The organism is Methylomicrobium agile (assembly GCF_000733855.1).
Classification (GTDB): Bacteria; Pseudomonadota; Gammaproteobacteria; order Methylococcales; family Methylomonadaceae; genus Methylomicrobium; species Methylomicrobium agile.
Map to the genome: position 1 here is coordinate 1 of NZ_JPOJ01000002.1, position 14,398 is coordinate 14,398.

20 protein-coding genes and 4 pseudogenes are annotated in these 14,398 nt (G+C 57.1%); 7 read left to right on the plus strand and 17 right to left on the minus strand.

Annotated elements, in window-relative coordinates:
• Both CC94_RS25340 and CC94_RS25345 read left to right on the plus strand, forming a co-directional pair.
• The coding region (locus CC94_RS25340; RefSeq protein ID WP_342666546.1) for an HRDC domain-containing protein at positions 1 to 188 on the plus strand (188 nt) is incomplete at its 5' end.
• Between the two features lie 35 nt (positions 189 to 223).
• Positions 224 to 391, plus strand: a complete 168-nt coding sequence (locus tag CC94_RS25345; RefSeq protein WP_342666547.1) for a hypothetical protein — start codon at positions 224 to 226, stop codon at positions 389 to 391.
• A gap of 237 nt (positions 392 to 628) precedes the next feature.
• Here CC94_RS25345 and CC94_RS23415 read toward each other — a convergent pair whose 3' ends face one another.
• From CC94_RS23415 to adk, 9 genes and pseudogenes are all read right to left on the minus strand, one after another.
• Entirely contained in the window at positions 629 to 766 is a 138-nt protein-coding gene (locus CC94_RS23415) for a FimV/HubP family polar landmark protein (protein ID WP_084675430.1), read from the minus strand.
• A 36-nt stretch (positions 767 to 802) separates the two neighbouring features.
• Entirely contained in the window at positions 803 to 1,297 is a 495-nt protein-coding gene (locus CC94_RS24185; protein ID WP_169740997.1) for a hypothetical protein, read from the minus strand.
• A 702-nt stretch (positions 1,298 to 1,999) separates the two neighbouring features.
• A complete protein-coding gene (locus CC94_RS23990; protein WP_157203566.1) occupies positions 2,000 to 2,308 on the minus strand; it encodes a hypothetical protein in 309 nt (102 codons plus the stop codon).
• Positions 2,309 to 2,438: 130 nt separating this feature from the next.
• Positions 2,439 to 2,786, minus strand: a complete 348-nt coding sequence (locus CC94_RS25630) for a type IV pilus assembly protein FimV (protein WP_483819029.1) — start codon at positions 2,784 to 2,786, stop codon at positions 2,439 to 2,441.
• Entirely contained in the window at positions 2,687 to 3,193 is a 507-nt protein-coding gene (locus CC94_RS25635; protein WP_483819028.1) for a type IV pilus assembly protein FimV, read from the minus strand. Before CC94_RS25635 ends, CC94_RS25630 begins: the two co-directional genes overlap by 100 nt.
• Positions 3,194 to 3,379: 186 nt before the next feature.
• Positions 3,380 to 4,439: pseudogene (locus CC94_RS21965) on the minus strand (aspartate-semialdehyde dehydrogenase).
• Between the two features lie 99 nt (positions 4,440 to 4,538).
• Positions 4,539 to 5,173: pseudogene (leuD, locus tag CC94_RS21970) on the minus strand (3-isopropylmalate dehydratase small subunit).
• Positions 5,170 to 6,590, minus strand: a pseudogene (gene leuC / locus CC94_RS21975) (3-isopropylmalate dehydratase large subunit). Before leuC ends, leuD begins: the two co-directional pseudogenes overlap by 4 nt.
• A gap of 57 nt (positions 6,591 to 6,647) precedes the next feature.
• On the minus strand, positions 6,648 to 7,286 hold the full coding sequence (adk, locus tag CC94_RS0120550; RefSeq protein ID WP_005372926.1) for an adenylate kinase: 639 nt from the start codon (positions 7,284 to 7,286) through the stop codon (positions 6,648 to 6,650).
• A gap of 188 nt (positions 7,287 to 7,474) precedes the next feature.
• On the opposite strand from adk, the gene CC94_RS0120555 reads away from it, so the two are divergent.
• Both CC94_RS0120555 and CC94_RS0120560 read left to right on the plus strand, forming a co-directional pair.
• Positions 7,475 to 8,725, plus strand: coding sequence for an HlyC/CorC family transporter (locus CC94_RS0120555; RefSeq protein WP_005372927.1), 1,251 nt, complete (start codon positions 7,475 to 7,477; stop codon positions 8,723 to 8,725).
• Positions 8,726 to 8,766: 41 nt separating this feature from the next.
• Complete coding sequence (locus tag CC94_RS0120560) at positions 8,767 to 9,099, plus strand: YnfA family protein (RefSeq protein ID WP_005372929.1); 333 nt, start codon at positions 8,767 to 8,769, stop codon at positions 9,097 to 9,099.
• 38 nt (positions 9,100 to 9,137) lie between these two features.
• On the opposite strand, the gene CC94_RS0120565 is transcribed toward CC94_RS0120560, so the two are convergent.
• Complete coding sequence (locus CC94_RS0120565) at positions 9,138 to 9,797, minus strand: protein-L-isoaspartate(D-aspartate) O-methyltransferase (RefSeq protein ID WP_005372930.1); 660 nt, start codon at positions 9,795 to 9,797, stop codon at positions 9,138 to 9,140.
• Entirely contained in the window at positions 9,794 to 10,552 is a 759-nt protein-coding gene (gene surE, locus CC94_RS0120570; RefSeq protein ID WP_005372934.1) for a 5'/3'-nucleotidase SurE, read from the minus strand. Before surE ends, CC94_RS0120565 begins: the two co-directional genes overlap by 4 nt.
• Positions 10,553 to 10,628: 76 nt before the next feature.
• On the opposite strand from surE, the gene CC94_RS25350 reads away from it, so the two are divergent.
• The 3 genes from CC94_RS25350 to CC94_RS25605 are packed head-to-tail and all read left to right on the plus strand — an operon-like array spanning position 10,629 to position 11,286.
• Positions 10,629 to 10,928: a hypothetical protein gene (locus tag CC94_RS25350; protein ID WP_342666548.1), complete on the plus strand. Its 300-nt coding sequence runs from the start codon at positions 10,629 to 10,631 to the stop codon at positions 10,926 to 10,928.
• Positions 10,877 to 11,062: a Smr/MutS family protein gene (locus tag CC94_RS25600; RefSeq protein WP_425411963.1), complete on the plus strand. Its 186-nt coding sequence runs from the start codon at positions 10,877 to 10,879 to the stop codon at positions 11,060 to 11,062. Before CC94_RS25350 ends, CC94_RS25600 begins: the two co-directional genes overlap by 52 nt.
• A gap of 26 nt (positions 11,063 to 11,088) precedes the next feature.
• Positions 11,089 to 11,286, plus strand: coding sequence for a hypothetical protein (locus CC94_RS25605; protein ID WP_425411964.1), 198 nt, complete (start codon positions 11,089 to 11,091; stop codon positions 11,284 to 11,286).
• Positions 11,287 to 11,399: 113 nt separating this feature from the next.
• Here the strand turns inward: CC94_RS25605 and CC94_RS24930 are convergent, their stop codons facing one another.
• From CC94_RS24930 to CC94_RS24955, 6 genes and pseudogenes are all read right to left on the minus strand, one after another.
• Positions 11,400 to 11,489 (minus strand): tRNA pseudouridine(13) synthase TruD, encoded by a 90-nt coding sequence (locus tag CC94_RS24930; RefSeq protein ID WP_245619816.1) that lies wholly within the window; start codon positions 11,487 to 11,489, stop codon positions 11,400 to 11,402.
• Positions 11,482 to 12,393, minus strand: coding sequence for a tRNA pseudouridine(13) synthase TruD (gene truD, locus CC94_RS25360; protein ID WP_084675429.1), 912 nt, complete (start codon positions 12,391 to 12,393; stop codon positions 11,482 to 11,484). The genes CC94_RS24930 and truD overlap by 8 nt, the downstream gene beginning before the upstream one ends.
• A gap of 181 nt (positions 12,394 to 12,574) precedes the next feature.
• Positions 12,575 to 12,733: a hypothetical protein gene (locus CC94_RS24940; protein WP_245619817.1), complete on the minus strand. Its 159-nt coding sequence runs from the start codon at positions 12,731 to 12,733 to the stop codon at positions 12,575 to 12,577.
• A gap of 121 nt (positions 12,734 to 12,854) precedes the next feature.
• Positions 12,855 to 13,112, minus strand: coding sequence for a hypothetical protein (locus CC94_RS24945; protein ID WP_051911584.1), 258 nt, complete (start codon positions 13,110 to 13,112; stop codon positions 12,855 to 12,857).
• A gap of 108 nt (positions 13,113 to 13,220) precedes the next feature.
• A complete protein-coding gene (locus CC94_RS24950) occupies positions 13,221 to 13,391 on the minus strand; it encodes a TonB-dependent receptor (RefSeq protein WP_245619818.1) in 171 nt (56 codons plus the stop codon).
• Between the two features lie 111 nt (positions 13,392 to 13,502).
• Positions 13,503 to 14,398 (minus strand): annotated as a pseudogene (locus CC94_RS24955) (TonB-dependent receptor); the annotation flags it as partial.

Consider the following 14,398-nt stretch of genomic DNA (forward strand, 5'->3'; position numbering starts at 1 on the left):
GCTGGCTGCTCCGTGACGAGCTGCTGTTCGACATCGCCAAACTGCAGCCGGAAACGGCAGCCGATCTGGCAAAAATCCGCGGCATCAACGAACGCACGGTCAGCCGCTACGGCGCGGCTTTATGCAGAATCATCGGCGAGGCCAAAACCGCCCCCCGATCCCTCTGCATGAAGACGGGCGCCCGCTGAAAAAAACCCAGCAGCAGGAAGCCATTGTCGACCTCTTGACGGCGATCGTCCGGATCCGGGCCGAAGAAAACGCCTTGAATCCGAATATTCTCGCCACCCGGAAAGATTTGGAATCCTTGCTTTTCAACAATGACGAAGGCGAGTGCCAACTGCTGCACGGATGGCGCTACGGCATGGCGGCAAGGAACTGCTCGGCATATTGAGAGGCGAACTGCTGCTGGGGATTAAAGAGGATAAATTGGAAATATCGCCAGATAAGCGCTTCGCATCACGAAGGCCGGGCACCACAAATGGTCGAAGGACAGCTCGCGGTACACGTTCTAAAAACCGCAGCACCATCGGCATTCCGGGAAAAAATGAGGACCGGCGGCTTATCCCGGAAAGAGCCAACCCCTCTTTTTTCAGGGATGGTACGAATAACAGACGTTTACATCAACTCATTAAGCAGGACTTGCGCCAATTTTTTTGTTCGGCGCTGCCTTTTCCAACACTTCCGACACAATATCCCGGGCCGACTCATTGTCTCCCATATCACGGTAGGCTCTGGCCAGATCCAGTTTGGTTTCCAGTTCGTCCATATCGGTCAGATCGGCTACGCGGTTATTTCAATCAGATCATCTCCGCCTCGTCATCCCCGAGCGTAGAGAAATCGAAATCGAAATTGAAATCGTCGCCCAAGGCGATTTCCGCCTGTCATCGTCGGCTTCTTTCGCCAGACTGAACTGGTCGTCGACAGTGAGTATTTCATCGTCTTGCTTATTTTTTTCGGCGGCGCTGAATCCCCTATCGAAATCGAGAGGCTCGAAATCAAACGCTTCGTCAGCCCCCGGAGAGAATTGCAGATCCGCCGAATCGGCTCGGTTTTCCTGAACCTCCGGCTCGCCTGCAAGATCAGGCAGTTTATCCAGATCGAAGTCGATGCTTTCATTATTCCGCGGTTCATCCTGCTCCGCCGTTTCGCCGAAGGAAAAATCTTCGAGGTCGAAATCCGCAAAATCCCGGTCGACAACAGAAGCGGAAGCTTGCGGCGATTCGCTATTTTTCGTAAAGGACGCATCGAATGCAGAGGTATCGAACGCTGCCGGTTCGAAATCAGCGTCGAACGGCATGTCGAAATCGTCTTGCCAGGCACCTCCTGCTTGGCAGGCTGACCGCCTCCGTCTGACCGGCAACGGAAGCGCCTGCATTGGAGGCGCCGGAGCCGACTGCAAAGCAAACAAGGCCGAATCAGGGCAAATTTCACGCCCCATTTCGGCGCTTTTCCCCAGAAAACACTGTCCCGATCCTTACCGGCCGCGGATAGTTCTTTTGCAAACGCTTCGAAACCCGGCTTATTTTCAGCAGCGTAATAAATTTCCAGCAACTTCAGTTTGCATTCATCGCGATCGGGATAGTTCGTAACCGCATTGCGCATCAGCTCTTCGGCCTGTTGATAACGCCCATAGGCCAGATAAACGTCGGCCTCGGAAATAGGATCGATCTCGCCTTGATCGCTATCGAAAGCATCGAAATCGCTCGGTGTGAATTCGCTCAGAAAAGAACTCTCGCCGACCGGATCGACATCGTAGGCGGTACTCTCATTCAATGCCGGCACAGAAAAAGTGGAGTCGCTCTCAGGTGCTTTTAAAATGATCGAAGGCGAGAACATGCTTTCGGTGTTGAGCGAGGCTTCGCTTGCCATTTTACGGCGCCGCCACCAGAAAAGTCCCAGCAGCGCCGTAATATAGCGCCAGCGCCAATCCCTATCAGATCCAACGGCAGAGGCCTTCTCCACCGGTTCAGGCGCCGGAGCGGGACGGGAAACCGGCTTTTTAACGGCAGCGGGTTCCGGTGGATGCGGCGGCTGTTCCTGAGCCATCGCCGGCGTTGTCGGCTTCACCGGCTGTTCGTCGGCGAGGTTCGGCTGCGCAGCGGCTGTTACCGGCGGCGCCGGTTGGGCTGGCTGGACGGGTACTGCGGGTGCTGCCGCCTGTTCTGCCGGCAACGGCTGGCTGGCGCGGCCGAGGTTTAGCGGCCTTTTGTACCTGGTCCTGCAACGCGGCTAACTGCTGTTCCTTGATCGCTAATATGGCCTGCATTTTTGCCAGCTGCTGTTCCAGCGCGACCATTCTTTCCTGCATTTCCTCGTTTGCCTTGTCGCTGGCAGTTCCGCCCGCTGCCTTATCCGCTTCGGACTTGGCCGCATTCTGCTCCTGGCCGGAGTAATGACCGCTTTCTCCGCAACGGTCGCTTCGGCAGGCGCCGCCAAAGTCAACTGGTTATCGATCGGTTTTTCGGCAGGCGCTTCCTTTTCCTGAACCGCTTCCGCCACCTCGGAGGACGCGGGTTGCGACCGGTTCTTCCAGGCCTCCCGCTGGCGATTGTATTCGGCCAGCGCTTCCTGGTGAGACAACTTGACAACCGCTTCGCGCTCCGAAATTTAAGCTTGACCTTCGCCAGCAAGGCATTCACGTTGTCTTTATAGAATGCCTTCGGATTGGCCTGGTAGATCGCGACCATCATTTGCTCGACCGAAACCTTGTACGGCCTGCCCGCTTTCTCGGCAATGGCCCACAGCGTATCGTTCTGCCGGGTCGGTCCGTAGACGCCTTTGACGATGTCGTCTTTAGGCGCCTGGCGCACCGGGTCCGGCGCCATCGCGGCGGAATCGGAACCACGGAACGCGGTTCCGTAACGTAGGAAGGCGCTGCGGCGGTGGTTGGAGCGGGACTGATGGCGCGCCGCTCGTGAACGTTCGGGAACCCGCGTAACGGGAACGACAGGCTGCACATAGGCGGCCGCGGGTCGACCATCAGCGAGAACTGGCGATAACAAGTTCCTTTCGGCCAGGTAACCTGCAACAGTAAGTCCAGAATCGGTTCTTTCAACGCTTCGCGTGATCTGACCTTGATCACCGCCGAGCCGTCGGCCGACTGCCGGTTCAAAACTGATGTTCGAGAGGAAATAAGACCAAGGTACGCCGCGTTCGTCGAATTTGTCGGGAGGCGCAAGGCTGACCTTGACATCGGAAATCCGCTCGCCCGCCGACAGCATCAAGGAAATCTCGGCATCCCAGATTTTGATTGAGGGCCGAATGCAATTTTATTTCCCCTATGCCCAGAGGATAGGCGCTGGCCGGGCCAATAACGACAATACCGCTAAAGTCCTGGTCAAATTGCTGACGTTACTCTCTTTCACAATGCTTACCTCGTCTACGCCGCGAACAGTTGAAACACTCTGTTAAAGCTTAGACTAGATGTAATTTTTACCAGCACCTCGGCGATTTGGACGCTGTTCAAAGCCGCGCCCTTACGGACGTTGTCGCCCACCACCCACAAGTCAAGCCCAGCGGATGGGAGATATCTTCGCGAATCCGGCCGACAAAGACTTCATCATGACCCGAAGACTCGGTCACTGCAGTCGGCCAGCCGCCGTTCTTTCGTTCATGCCACCACCTTTACGCCAGGCGCATGTTCGAGTAAATCTCTAACTCTTTCGATGCTGATCTTTTGCCGGGTCTCGATATGGACCGCTTCGGAATGCCCGTAAAAAACCGGCACCCGGACCGCGGTCGCATTGACCTTGACGGAAGCGTCGCCGAGGATTTTCTGGGTTTCCCAAACCATCTTCATTTCTTCTTTGGTATAGCCGTTGTCCAGAAATACGTCGATCTGCGGCAATACATTGAAGGCGATCTGTTTCGGATAAACTTTGCTTTCGATCGGTTGGCCGTTCAACAGTCTTGCAGTCTGGGTCGCCACCTCGTCGATGCCCTTTTTACCTGTGCCGGATACGGCCTGATAAGTACAGACATTGATCCGATCGATACCGGCCGCATCGTAAATCGGCTTCAAAGCGACTAACATTTGAATTGTGGAACAATTCGGATTCGCGATAATCCCGCGGTTTTTATAGTCGGCGATCTTGTCCGGATCACTTCCGGGACCACCAGCGGAATATCGTCTTCATAGCGAAATGCGAAGTATTGTCGACGACAATGCAGCCGGCCGCCGCGGCTTTGGGTGCATATTCGGCGGAGACCGAGCCGCCGGCCGAAAACAGGCCGATCTGCGCCTTCGAAAAATCGAACGTCGCCAGATCCTCGACTTTCAACGTACCGCCCTTGAACGGAATCCGCTTGCCGACGGATTTGCTGCTGGCCAGCGCATACACCTCGCCGACCGGAAAATTGCGCTCTTCGAGAATCGACAGCATCGCTTCGCCGACCGCACCGGTCGCGCCAACCACTGCCACGTTATAAACTTTTGACATTGAACAACCCTTGGAAAACAGCCGAAGCACGGCTCATTCTGAAAAACAAACGGCGGCGGATAAAGCCCCGCCCCATCCGCCGCAGGAAAGAACTTCCGATCAGTTCGTGAACAGCCACGGCGCGCGCTTGGCGCGTTTGGCCTCATATTCCCGGATCTTGTCCGCATGCTGCAGCGACAACGCGATATCGTCGAGCCCGTTCAGCAAACGGTATTTGCGCGTCTCGTCGACATCGAAGCGAATCGCCCGTCCGGCCGGCGTGGTGATCGTTTGCGCGGCCAGGTCGATCGTCAGGCGATAGCCGGGAACCAGTTCCTGGAACAGGCTGTCCACTTCGGCGGCCGGCAGCGCGATCGGCAGTAGACCGTTCTTGAAGCAGTTATTGTAAAAAATGTCCGCAAAACTGGGCGCGATGATCGCACGGAAGCCGAAATCTTCCAGCGCCCACGGCGCATGCTCGCGCGACGAGCCGCAGCCGAAATTTCGCGGGTCAAAAGGATTTCCGCGCCTTGGTATTCCGACCGGTTCAGAATGAAATGCTCGTTCAACGGCCGCGTCGAGCAGTCCATATCCGGTTCGCCGCGGTCGAGATAACGCCATTCGTCGAACAGGTAAGGACCGAAGCCGGAACGGCGGATCGATTTCAGGAATTGTTTCGGGATGATCGCATCGGTATCGATATTCGCCCGGTCGATCGGCGCAACCAATCCTGTTATTTGTGTAAATGCTCTCATTGGCGTGCCTCTTTTTCCCAAGTGCTCACATCGACAAAATGGCCCTCGATCGCAGCAGCAGCCGCCATCTCAGGACTGACCAGATGGGTACGGCCGCCGTAACCCTGGCGGCCTTCGAAATTGCGGTTCGAAGTCGACGCGCAGCGTTCACCCGGCTCCAGCCGGTCCGCATTCATCGCCAGACACATCGAACAGCCCGGATCGCGCCATTCGAAACCGGCCTCGGTGAAAACCTTGTCCAGGCCCTCCGCTTCGGCCTGTTGTTTGACCAGGCCGGAGCCCGGAACGACCATCGCCAGCTTGATGCTCGATGCCACTTTTTACCTTTCGCCACCGCGGCCGCCGCACGCAAGTCCTCGATCCGGGAATTGGTGCACGAACCTATGAAAATCTTGTCGAGCTTGATGTCGGTAATCGCCTGTCCCGGCTCCAGATCCATGTACTTCAGCGCCTGGATCATGCTTTGCTTCTTGACCGCATCCGCTTCGAGCTCGGGATTCGGCACTTTGTCGTCGACCGAAACCACCAGCTCCGGGGAAGTGCCCCAAGTCACCTGCGGCCGGATCGAGGCGGCGTCGAGGTCGACGACCTTGTCGAATTTCGCATCGGGATCCGAATGCAGGTTCTGCCACAACCGTTCCGCCATGTACCAGTCGTTGCCTTTCGGCGCATAAGGACGGTCGCGGTAATAATCGATCGTCACCTCGTCGACGCCGATCAGGCCCGCGCGTGCGCCGGCCTCGATCGCCATGTTGCAGACAGTCATGCGGCCTTCCATCGACAAGGCGCGAATCGCCTCGCCGGCGAATTCGAGCGTATAGCCGTTGCCGCCGGCGGTGCCGATCTTGCCGATGATCGCCAGCACGATGTCTTTCGCGGTCACGCCCGGTCCGGTCTTGCCGTTGACTCGGATCAGCATGTTTTTGGCTTTTTTCTGCACCAGGCACTGGGTCGCCATCACGTGCTCGACCTCGGACGTGCCGATCCCGAACGCCAACGCGCCGGACGCGCCGTGCGTGGAAGTATGCGAATCGCCGCAGACGATGGTCATGCCCGGCAAGGTCGCGCCCTGCTCCGGACCGATCACGTGCACGATACCCTGGCGTATGTCGGCCATGTCGAACTCGGTGATACCGAATTCGGCGCAGTTCTTTTCGAGGGTTTCGACCTGCAAACGGGAAACCGGATCGGCAATGCCCTTGTCGCGGTCGGTGGTCGGCACGTTGTGATCGGCGACCGCCAGGTTTCGGTCGGTGCGCCACGGCTTGCGGCCGGTCAGGCGCAGGCCTTCGAAAGCCTGCGGCGAGGTGACTTCATGCACCAGCTGGCGGTCGATATAAATCAATGAAGACCCGTCTTCCTCGGTATGGACGACATGATCTTCCCATAATTTGTCATATAAAGTTTTACCCGGCATAGCTCTTGTGTGTAGTTGGGCCGATGGGTACGGCGGAATGAATAATAACGATGAACTTCAATCGAGGACGGCAAACAGTTTGGCGGTAATTTCTCCGACATCGCCGATGCCGGCAATCGTGGTGAATTTGGCGGTTTGACCCTCGGCGGAATAATACCCGACCAGCGGCTTGGTCTGTTCGTGATAAACCTGGAGACGCTTGCGGACCGTCTCTTCCTTATCGTCGTCGCGCTGGATCAGCGGCTCGCCGGTCACGTCATCGACATGATCGACTTTCGGCGGATTGAAAATCACATGGTAGCTGCGTCCCGAGGCAGGATGCACGCGCCGGCCGGCCATCCGCTTGACGATTTCCTCGTCGTCGACGGCGATTTCGACAACATGGGTAACGTCGATGCCCATTGCCTTCAAACCTTCGGCCTGTGCGATCGTGCGCGGAAACCCGTCCAGCAGGAAACCCGTGTTGCAGTCATCCTGGGCGATGCGCTCCTTGATCAGTCCCAGGATGATGTCGTCCGACACCAAGCCGCCCGCATCCATCACTTTTTTGGCTTCAATCCCCAAAGGCGTTCCCGCTCTGACCGCGGCACGCAGCATATCGCCCGTCGAAATCTGGGGAATGCCGTATTTTTGAGTGATGAATTGAGCCTGAGTTCCCTTGCCGGACCCCGGACTCCCTAAAAGAATAATGCGCATGAAATAACTCCCGATCTTTTTTGCGTCGTTAAAAAATGCTTTCAAATTAAGAAGCTTGACCGCATATTCTATAACAGTTCAGTTTTAAACTGTTGTAAAATTTGTCGGCTTTATTTGAAGGATGTCTTGACAAAAATTTCTCAATTCGTAGAGACTAATCACTTCCCAAATAAAAGAGATTCTCTTACTTGAACGACTTACCTCTCGGTTTACTTTGGGCCTTGCTGGCCCTGATGCTCGTCTTATCCTCATTTTTTTCCGGCTCCGAGACCGCATTGATGATGCTGAACCGGTATCGGCTGAAGCATCTGGTCAAATTGAAGCATAAAGGCGCCACCAAGGCCCACCGACTGCTGCAGCGCCCCGACCGTTTGATCAGCCTGATCCTGCTCGGGAATGTCTTCGTGAATATCGCCGCCTCCTCGATCGCCACGGTGATTGCGATCCGGCTCTATGGCGAAGACGAATCGGTCATTACGATTGCGGCGATTCTGCTGACGATCGTGGTGTTGATCTTTTCCGAAGTGACGCCGAAAACCCTGGCCGCGGTAAAGCCCGAAGCGCTGGCGTTTCCGGCCGCCTGGATCTACGTCCCGCTCCTGAAAGCCGCTTACCCGCTGGTATTGAGCATCAACCTGACCGCGAACCTGCTGCTTCGGATGGTCGGCGTCCAGGTCAGCAAGAACAGCCACGAAACCCTGAACAAGGAAGAACTGCGCAGCATCGTCACCGAAGCGGAAAGCCTGATTCCCTCGCGCTACCAGAAAATGCTGCTGGGCATTCTCGATCTCGAATCGGCGACGGTCGAAGACATCATGACGCCGCGCAACGAAATCTACGGAATCGACCTGGAGCTGCCGATCGAAGACATCGTCAACCAGATCAGGAACAGCCCGCATACGCGCTTGCCGGTATATAAGAAAAGCATCGACCGGGTCGTCGGATTCTTACACCTGCGCAATGTGCTGGTAAAAATCAATCAGGAGAATTTCGACAAACAGATGCTGATGAATGCGTTGATCAAACCGGCCTTCATTCCGGACAGCACGCCGATCCACAACCAGATTCAGCACTTTAAGATGGAAAAGCTACGAATCGGCCTGGTGGTCGACGAGTACGGCGACGTGCAGGGGCTTGTAACCCTCGACGACTTGCTGCAGGAAATCGTCGGCGAACTGGTCACCGACGAAATGACCGTCAAGAAACAGGCCGACGGCAGCTATCTGGTCGATGCCGGCATCACGATCCGGGAACTGAACCGGCTGATGCAATGGGAACTGCCGACCGAAGGCCCTAAAACGTTGAACGGCCTAATCATCGAATTCATGGAAACAATCCCCGAAGAAGGTACCAGCATCAAATTGCACGGCTATCCGCTGGAAATCATTCAAAGCGACCAGAACGCGGTCAAGCTGGTCAAATTCTTAATCGAACGGTAAAAAGCGACCGCATCCTTACCCAAACCGGTTTGAGCATCGATATGTTTGAGATCAAGACTGTCGCCCTGTTTTTTGTCACCGCCCTGTCCGAGATCCTGGGTTGCTATTTGCCTTATCTCTGGCTCAAGGAAAACAAGTCGCCGTGGTTGCTGGTTCCGGCAGCGATCAGCCTCGCCCTGTTTGCCTGGCTGCTGTCGTTGCACCCGACTGCGGCCGGCCGGGTATATGCCGCCTACGGCGGCATCTATATTTTTGTCGCGGTCATGTGGTTATGGGTGGTCGATGGAATCAAACCTTCGGTGTGGGACCTGACTGGTTCATTGATAGCCTTATGCGGCATGGCAGTCATCCTGTTTGCGCCAAAACATGGGTAACAAATAAAGCGGCGCCACGACGAAGCGCAAAACCGGTTTCACTCCCGGCCGGCCAGAAACGGCACGAAGGTCACCGGTTCCAGTTCTTCAATCTCATAGCCGTTCTCGGTCCTGAACACCCGCTGCAGTTCCTGTCTGTCGCCGCGCCCGATCGGGATGATCATCACGCCGCCGACCGCCATTTGTTCGAGCAGCATTTCGGGAATTTCGGAAGGCGCCGCCGCCACCAGAATCCCGTCATACGGCGCGTGCTCCGGCCAGCCCCAGCCGCCGTCGCTGTGCAGATAGCTGATATTTTTCAGCCTCAGGCTCCATAAGTGGTCCTTGGCCTTCTTATGCAGCGGCAGAATCCGTTCGACCGTGTACACATGATCGACCAGCTGCGCCAGAATCGCGGTCTGGTAGCCGCAGCCGGTCCCGATTTCCAGCACCTTGCCGGGACGCCCGAATTCGAGCAGCAATTCGGTCATCTTGGCGACGGTATAAGGCTGCGAAATGGTCTGGTTGAAACCGATCGGCAGCGCCGTATCCTCATAAGCTCGGCTCGACAACGCTTCGTCCACAAAAATATGCCGCGGCGTCCGGCTCATCACATCCAGCACTTTATTGTTGCGGATGCCCTGTTCGAGCAGGCGCTTGGCCATCCGTTCACGGGTCCGCCGCGAAGTCATGCCGATGCCTAGCAAGGTGGAATTCATGCGCAAACCTCCCCGGAAAGCCAGTTTCTGACCATATTGATTCTATCGTACCAAGTCAAATCCAATTGCAGCGGCGTGATCGAGACAAATCCCATGCTGACGGCGTGAAAATCGGTCCCCGGCCCCGCGTCCTGCTCCGCGCCGGGCGGGCCTATCCAATAAATCGACCGTCCGCGCGGATCCCGCTGTTTAATGACCGGTTCCGACTTGTGGCGCTGGCCCAGCCGGGTCGCCCGGTAGCCCTGAATATCTTCGGGCGCGACGTCCGGCACGTTCACGTTCAGCAGAGTATCGCGCGGCAACGGCCTGTCGACGAGGCGCTTCAACAGCACCACCGCCACCTCGGCCGCCGTTTCGAAATGCTGCGGCTCTTCGTTGCAGGCCAGCGAAATCGCCACCGCCGGCAAGCCCAGAAAGCGCCCTTCGGTGGCTGCGGCGACCGTGCCCGAATACAGGACATCGTCGCCCAGATTCGCGCCGTGGTTGATTCCCGCGAACACCATGTCCGGTTCCGGCTCCAGGAGCCCCGTGATGGCCAAGTGCACGCAATCGGTCGGCGTGCCGTCGACCTTGATGAAGCCGTTGTCGGCCACGTGCGCGCGGAGCGGCATTTCCAGGGTCAGCGAATTGCTGGCCGCGCTGCGATTGCGATCGGGCGCCACGACCGAGATATCGGCATAGGGACGCAAGGCGCCGGCCAGCGCGACGAGTCCTTCGGCCAGATAACCGTCGTCGTTACTCAACAAAATATGCATTTATGGTTAGCCCAAAAGCGGAATCCACTATAAAATCTCGAGATATTAGCAACAATGCCCCATAAAATCAGCTTTCGTGACAAAAAAAATCCCCGATTCCGAAGACAGCGGACTGTTCCATCTCGCCATCGGCCAGGTGCGTGCGATCAAGGACGACAAAGTACGGCTGGATAGCGGCGAAAAACCGAAGCCGTACCCGAAACATCGACCCGCCGAAGCCGAAAGCCGCCTTGCCGAACAACAGGATTACGACCTGGATCCGGTCAGCATCGAAGACCGGCTCAGCTATCTTGCGCCGGGAGTACAGAAAAGCGTGCCGCCAAAATGCGCAAGGGCCAGTTCGGGCTGGACGCCGAAATCGACCTGCACGGCCTGACCAGCGAGGAAGCGAAGCGTCAGCTCTTGATATTCCTGCAACGCGCGGTGATCGATGGCTGCCGTTGCGTACTGATCATTCACGGCAAGGGCTACCGTTCGCCCGACAATCTGCCGGTTCTGAAAACAGCCTGAATCTCTGGCTGCGCCAGCACCGGGATGTGCTGGCCTTCTGTTCGGCGAAACCACGGGATGGCGGAGCGGGCGCAGTGCTGGTCCTGCTCAGGTTGTCCGAAAATTCGCCAAAAGAGACGAGCTGCTATTTTAAGAGAGATCCCGTAGGGTGTGCTGAACGCAGTGAAGCGCACAAACATTCTATATTCCATTGTAGGGTACGCTGTGCGTACCATCGGGGGTGAAATGGTACGCACAGCGTACCCTACGGAATTTCCCACCGCTACGCTCCCGTCGTAAAACCATGTAAACAGAGGTGAGAAATATAAAAGGAAGAACGGCTTACCGATGCAACGGCTCAATCATTCCAATCGATCACCTCGCGCAGCAGCGCCGTCGCATAACTGCCGGCGGGCAGCGAAAAGCGTAACTGCAGCCGGTCATCCAAGAACTCCCAATGCCAAATCCGGCACGTTGACCCGCAGCGCCCGCCGTTCGATTTCGACGCCGCTGTCCTGGAGCCCCTCCGCCAGTTCGGGAAAGCGCCCGATCACTTCGGCTTCGAGCGCCGCTACCGCCTCCGTGACCCGCTGTCGCCTCGCCCCAAAGGACGCCGGTCGGATGAATTCTCTCCCGCCTCGACGCGTCCCGCTATCGCCTGATCCAGGGTATCGGCTTTGAAACGGCTGTGCGACTTGTCCAGCATGCAGATTTCGCCGGCAGCGGGCGATTCCAGGTCCGTTGCTCGACGCGGCCCGCCAGCACCTGATTGAACAGGAACGAACGCGCCGCCGACAAATAAAGCTGCGCTGCTCGCGGCCGGCCTTCTTCCCTGGAACAGGGCCAGCGCCTGTTCGACATTGCGCCCCGATGTCCGAAACGCTGCTCGCCGAAATAGTTGGGGATACCCGAAACCTGGAGCGCATCCAGCTGCGCTTCGGCTTTATCCCGATCGCCCGCCACTCCCTGACGGTCAAACCGAAACGGTTGCAGGATAAAGCGCCGCGCTGCAATTTGCGTGCATGGCGGGTCGCCTGCAGCACTTCAATCGAAGCCGAGGCGAACGCGGCCAGTCCGGATCGGCTTTGCCCGCAGCCAGACGCTGAACCATTGGGTGGTGACCGCGTGGCGGTCCTTGAGCCCGCAAAGCCGATGTCGCGCTGCCTGACATCCGCAAAACGGGCCAGTTGCCGTGCCACATAGTCGGTATTCTCGCCGATCTTGCGAATCTGCAGGAAAGCATGCTGGCCCGTTCCGGACGGCTCGAACGCCAGCACTTCTTGGACGATGAAGTCTTCGGGAAAAGCACGGATGGTGCCCCAGCCCGAAGGCCGCCGTATGCAAAAGGCCAAGCAGGAAGGATAAAAGGAGACATTTCAAATCGGCGTAATTTACCACGCATTCCGCCAAGTATACAAAGGTAGCCGATCCGAACGGTCTATCCGGCAGGTTCTCCGGTCTTTCCGGTAAGCTTGCGCTAGGATGAATGACTTTACGCAGCATTCCCAAAGAATGCTGCGTTATTTTTGTCACTTATAAAAAGTGATCCGCACACCGACCCACCCTGCCCTGGGCGCGCCGGCGATACGAAGCGGGATTGTTGAACGCATCGCCCAGCACTTCGTCCGCCTGCCCGAAAGTCCCGAACGAGTTGTAGTGGTTGTCGAAAATGTTGTCGAGCTTGCCGAACAACGCGAAGTGCTTGTTGAACTTGTATTCGGCCGTGCGTTGAATAGCCAGTAGCCCTGCAGTTGCCTGTCAGATTGGCCTCGTCGCCACGGAAAACTGGTCGCTGCTGTAAGGGCGTCGATGGCTAGCGACAGGCGCCGCCAGAGCTCGACGCCGACCGATGCTTTGAAAATATGCTCCGGTATGCCGGTATCTTTGTCGCCGCGCCGACCTGCGCCGCCACGTCGTTGTTCAGCGGATTCTGAATGATGAAGCTGTCCAGGTAACGCGCATTCAGGTAGGTATAGTTCGCCGCAAAACTCCAGTCATCGATCGAGCTAAACAAAGCCGGAATAAACGAATTCACGCCCGCTTCGACGCCGTAGCGGCGGGTCTGCCCCACATTGCTGAAAACCCCTGGCTGATGCTGCCGCCGCTGCGATGGAAAATGATGTCGTCATGATTCGTCGTATTGAAATAGCCGAGGTTCCATTGGGTATCTCCCTGCCGATCAGCTTGTTGAAATCGCCGCGGAACCGCCTTCCCACGTCTTCGCGACCACTTGGTCGAGCGGCGGATCGGACACGAACGCATTCGGCAAGCGGCACGGATCGTTCGGATCGGCGCAGCTGAGCTCCATTGGCGTCGGCACCCGGGACGATTCACCGTAGCTGCCGTACACGCCCAGATGATCGAAAAATCTGATAAGTCAGGCCGGCGGACGGATTGAAACGCTCGTAGCTATGCTTGCGCCTCAGCTTGTCCTCGCCATCCGCGCCGATGTATTGATTCTTCATCGTGATGCTGACATGGTTATAGCGCCCGCCAGCGTCGCGGTCAGTTTGTCGGTGATCGAAAAACTGTCGCTCAGATAAAAGCCGTAGGTTTCGGTGACCGTATTCAGGCGCACCCTGGCTTCTTCCACCAATATGCCGCTGCCGATCGTGCCCCGATCGGGCGTCAGTTGCGCCAGCTCGGTATCCGAACCGAAGTGCACGTCCGCGTAATCGTAGCTGCCGCCTACGAGCAGATTTTTTTTATGCCCGAACCAATCGTGGTCGAACATCGCCTGCAGAGTGCCGCCGCGACTACGGTTGTAGGTCTCGCTGGTATTCTGAGTCGCACCCTCTACACTATCGCTGGCCGCAATTTGATTGCCCAAAACATCTTGGGCGATTTGGCCGTCCCCGTTGCACAAAAACGCATCATCGAACGCGCATTCGTCAAAGTCGCTGTCATCGCCGTTGAAGGTTCGGATCCGGTTCTGCCGGTAATAGGCGTTGGCGCTCAGCTCGATCTTGTCGGTCAAAGCATAGCTGCCGGCCAGTTCGGAGAAAAACATCCGGGTAATGGTCTGGTCGGGATGGGTGAACACCGCGTTCCGGTCGATCTGCTGCAGTTGAACCGGCACCGCGCCGTTGCCGCGCATGTCGTTGTCGTTCGCGCCCAGGGTCAAATCGAGATTGGCCCGGTCATTACGCCAGCTCAGCGTACCGAAAACCTGATTGGCCTCGGTCGGCGAAAAATTGCGCCAGCCCTGTTCGTCGAAATGGTGCAGGTCGATGAAATAGCCGAAGGTGCCGTTGTTCCAGCCGCTGGTCAACTCTTCCGAATGCCGGTCCCAGGAACCGCCGTACGCCTCGAACTGGTGTTTCGGCGCGGTAAAACCGGTCTTGGTTTTCAGCGAAA